This window comes from Rhizobacter sp. P3_B12 (genome assembly GCF_056402895.1).
Genome location: NZ_JBFUGN010000971.1, coordinates 1 through 2,294, shown reverse-complemented (window position 1 = coordinate 2,294; position 2,294 = coordinate 1). Strand labels below are relative to the sequence as shown.

The 2,294-nt window shown below is 72.3% G+C and carries 3 protein-coding genes; all 3 read left to right on the top strand.

Annotation, left to right across the window (positions count from 1 at the left end; genetic code table 11):
• The first annotated feature begins 107 nt into the window (after window positions 1–107).
• The 3 genes from modA to AC1D01_RS30855 are packed head-to-tail and all read left to right on the top strand — an operon-like array spanning window position 108 to window position 2,193.
• The gene (modA, locus tag AC1D01_RS30865; RefSeq protein ID WP_477873241.1) at window positions 108–857 is read left to right on the top strand and encodes a molybdate ABC transporter substrate-binding protein; all 750 of its coding nucleotides are present in this window, start codon (window positions 108–110) and stop codon (window positions 855–857) included.
• A complete protein-coding gene (gene modB, locus AC1D01_RS30860; protein WP_477873239.1) occupies window positions 854–1,531 on the top strand; it encodes a molybdate ABC transporter permease subunit in 678 nt (225 codons plus the stop codon). Before modA ends, modB begins: the two co-directional genes overlap by 4 nt.
• The gene (locus AC1D01_RS30855) at window positions 1,528–2,193 is read left to right on the top strand and encodes an ABC transporter ATP-binding protein (RefSeq protein ID WP_477873237.1); all 666 of its coding nucleotides are present in this window, start codon (window positions 1,528–1,530) and stop codon (window positions 2,191–2,193) included. The genes modB and AC1D01_RS30855 overlap by 4 nt, the downstream gene beginning before the upstream one ends.
• Window positions 2,194–2,294: the final 101 nt, after the last annotated feature.

Here is a 2,294-nt window from a genome sequence, read left to right as displayed (position 1 = left end):
GCCCCAGACTCCCCGCCCGCGCCTTTGCGCGCGCGACGCCAACGCGAACCAAGCCATTCGTTATGTAGTGAAGTACATTTCGAGGTCTTCCACGCCGTAGCACCCCCATGCGCCTCGCTGCCCGCCTGCTGACCGCGGCCTTCTCGGTCCTGACCCTCGGCGCCCATGCCGCCGACCTGACCGTCTCGGCCGCCGCCAGCCTCACCAACGCCTTCAAGGAGCTGGCCCCCGCCTTCGAGGCGCAGAACCCGGGCACCCAGCTGCTGCTGAACTTCGCGGCCTCCGACGCGCTGCTGGCGCAGATCGCGAAGGGCGCGCCGGTCGACGTGTTCGCGTCGGCCGACCAGGAGACCATGGACCGCGCGCAGGCGCAGCAGCTGCTGGCCGCCGGCTCGCGCCGCGACTTCGTCAGCAACTCGCTGGTGATGATCGCGCCATCCGACAGCACGCTGGCGCTGGCCGCGCTGGCCGACCTGAAGCAGCCCGGCGTCACGCGCATCGYGCTCGGCCAGCCGAGCGGCGTGCCCGCCGGCCGCTATGCGAAGGGCGCGCTCCAGGCCGCGAAGCTGTGGGCCGAGCTCGAACCCAAGGCCGTCTATGCGCAGAACGTGCGCCAGGCACTCGACTACGTGGCGCGCGGCGAGGCCGAGGCCGGCTTCGTCTACGGCACCGACGCCGCGCTGCTGAAGGGCAAGGTCAAGGTGGCGCTCACCGTGCCCACCGAAACCCCGATCCGCTACCCGGTGGCCCTCGTCGCCGGCAGTCCGAACCCGGCCGCCGCCCGCGCCTTCGCCGACTACCTGCTGTCGCCGGCCGGCCAGGCGGTGCTGGCGCGCTACGGCTTCCAGAAGCCGTGAACGCCGCGGAGTCGGCGTGGATCCCGCTCGCGCTGTCGCTGAAGGTGGCGGGCTGGGCCACGCTGATCGACCKGGTGCTCGGCGTCGGCCTCGGCTTCCTGCTGGCGCGCGGGCGCTTCCCGGGGCGCGAGCTGCTCGATGCGATCCTCACGCTGCCGATGGTGCTGCCGCCCACCGTGCTCGGCTACTACCTGCTGGTGCTGATCGGCAAGCGCGGCTGGCTCGGCGCCTGGCTGTACGAGCACTTCGGCATCCAGCTGATCTTCACCTGGCAGGGCGCGGTGATCGCGGCCAGCGTGGTCGCGCTGCCGCTGGTGCTGAAGGCGGCGCGCGCGGCCTTCGAGGGCGTCGAGCCGCAGCTCGAGAACGCCGGCCGCGTGCTCGGGCTGTCGGAGGCAGCGGTGTTCTTCCGCATCACGCTGCCGCTCGCGTGGCGCGGCATCCTGGCCGGGCTGCTGCTGTCGTTCGCGCGCTCGCTCGGCGAATTCGGCGCGACGCTGATGGTGGCCGGCAGCATCCCGGGGCGCACGCAGACGCTGTCGGTCGCGGTCTACGAGGCGGTGCAGGCGGGGCAGGACGGCGTGGCCAACGTGCTGGTCGCGATCACGTCGCTGACCTGCATCGTCGTGCTGCTGCTGGCCGGTCGACTGCTGCGGGGGAGCATGGTGCGATGAGCTTCGAGGTCGACATCCGCAAGACGGTCAGCAGCCCGCAGCGGCGCTTCGAGCTGCAGGTGCACTTCACGTCGCAGGCGCGGCGCACGGTGATCTACGGGCCGTCGGGCGCCGGCAAGACGCTGACGCTGCAGGCGATCGCCGGGTTGCTGCGGCCGGATGCCGGGCGCATCGCCTTCAACGGCGAGACGCTGTTCGACAGCGGCGCGCGCCTCCTGGTGCCGGCCCGGCAGCGCCGCTTCGGCTACCTGTTCCAGGACTACGCGCTGTTCCCGCAGCTGAACGTGCGGCAGAACATCGCGTTTGGGCTGCAGCGCGGCTGGCGCAACCCGCCACGCGACGTGGGCGGCGAGCCGGTCGAGCGCTGGCTCGCGGCGCTGGAGCTGTCGCCGGTGGCATCGCAGCTGCCGCACCAGCTGTCGGGTGGCCAGCGCCAGCGCACCGCGCTCGCGCGCGCACTCGTCAACGGGCCACGCGCGCTGCTGCTCGACGAGCCGTTCTCCGCGCTCGACCCGGCGCTTCGCGAGCGCACGCGCGACGAGCTGGACCGGCTGCTGTCGCAGATCGACATCCCGCTCGTGATGATCACGCACGACCCGGATGACCTGGGCCGCTTCGGCGAACAGGTGCTGCAGCTGCGCGAGGGAGTGGTCAGTGGCTGACGAACTGACCCTGGGTGCCGAGCTCACGCTGAACCTCGGCGGCCAGAGCCTGGCCGGCGCGCGGCGCATCGCGCTGCTGGTGGAGATCGCGCGGCTGGGCT

Excerpts from the sequence above, each read along its gene's own strand:
- AC1D01_RS30855 (WP_477873237.1), top strand. The coding sequence starts at position 1,528 with ATGAGCTTCGAGGTCGACATCCGCAAGACGGTCAGCAGCCCGCAGCGG.